Raw genomic sequence first — 1,062 nt, forward strand, 5'->3', positions numbered from 1 at the left:
TGGGTACAAGAAAGGGTGCAAAAAGCTGACTTTTACTTGTAGCGTAGGGGTTTGCTAGATTTGAACATCCCTTCTACGGGGGGAACTTCAGTTAGAAGCTTCATTTAAGTAGAAAATTTGGATAGCTTCTTTACAGCGTTCAACGCGCAAATGTAAAACATCAGGGGGATTCGGCAAGGGAATGACTGACCAATCTGAATAGTCATGGGTAACGACAGCACTCAGATTTTGTACGCCATCAACATATTCAATACCTGTCTTGATCCAATGCTTTTCATCGGCACGCAGCATGATGCCCGCCTGGTCGTAGATATCTTTGTAATTGCCGCGTATTTTGACATCAACAACAAAATCAGTGCTGATGGAATCAAAATAAAAATGTCCGGTGTCACGAATAAACCCATAATGGGTAATTCGCCAGAAATCTGTTTTGGGAGAAGTTTTCACAATCAAGCGATCGCCTGAGTCTGTCCATTGGGATGGTTCATTGAGCCATTGCATAGAGTTTCATCATGTTCAAAATATTTGATTGCCAGCGGTGTCAGGTCTTTCTATATACCGTTCACCAATGCTGTTGAACTAAGTATTCTAAGCCCAAGCGAGAGGAAAACATCAGAGCGCAAGGTTCTTGCTCTCTGGGTAACAGTCCATGTTCCAGCAGAACTTCAGCTTCAGCTTTATTGCGAATGCCAACCAAACAAGAATGCTCTTCCCACTGACCCGCTCGAAAATGGCGATCGCCCATTTCCGTTTGCACCACAAAGACCAAATCAACTTCCTCCGTGATCGGGTTGCCAGACATACCAATAAACCGAGTATTCGTTTCATTTAAGGGCGTTGCTGGATTGAGGTATGATAGAGATCGATCGAGAGTAACAAAAAAACATCAACCGAGAATTAAAGTCAATGAAATGCCCTGAATGTAAGTTAACTCATGTTCACAAGAATGGACATAAAAAAGGTAAACATAATGTAAGGATTCAGGTCAAAAAAGACTTAAGTGTCAAAAGCTGGTAAAATAAACTAATGAAAAAGCCCGCAGCCACCAGACAGAAGGAAAAA

2 protein-coding genes are annotated in these 1,062 nt (G+C 42.0%); both read right to left on the reverse strand.

Going from position 1 to position 1,062, the window contains the following annotated elements; all coding sequences use genetic code 11:
* Window positions 1-87: 87 nt before the first annotated feature.
* Window positions 88-501, reverse strand: coding sequence for a DUF1349 domain-containing protein (locus E5S67_RS32085; RefSeq protein WP_172193525.1), 414 nt, complete (start codon window positions 499-501; stop codon window positions 88-90).
* A 61-nt stretch (window positions 502-562) separates the two neighbouring features.
* Window positions 563-802: a hypothetical protein gene (locus E5S67_RS32090; RefSeq protein ID WP_172193527.1), complete on the reverse strand. Its 240-nt coding sequence runs from the start codon at window positions 800-802 to the stop codon at window positions 563-565.
* Window positions 803-1,062 lie beyond the last annotated feature (260 nt).

The organism is Microcoleus asticus IPMA8 (assembly GCF_013179805.1).
Lineage (GTDB): Bacteria > Cyanobacteriota > Cyanobacteriia > Cyanobacteriales > Microcoleaceae > Microcoleus > Microcoleus asticus.

What these genes read in the sequence shown, in the direction of transcription:
- E5S67_RS32085 (WP_172193525.1), bottom strand. Translation starts at nt 501, where the DNA reads ATGCAATGGCTCAATGAACCATCCCAATGGACAGACTCAGGCGATCGC.
- E5S67_RS32090 (WP_172193527.1), bottom strand. Translation starts at nt 802, where the DNA reads ATGTCTGGCAACCCGATCACGGAGGAAGTTGATTTGGTCTTTGTGGTG.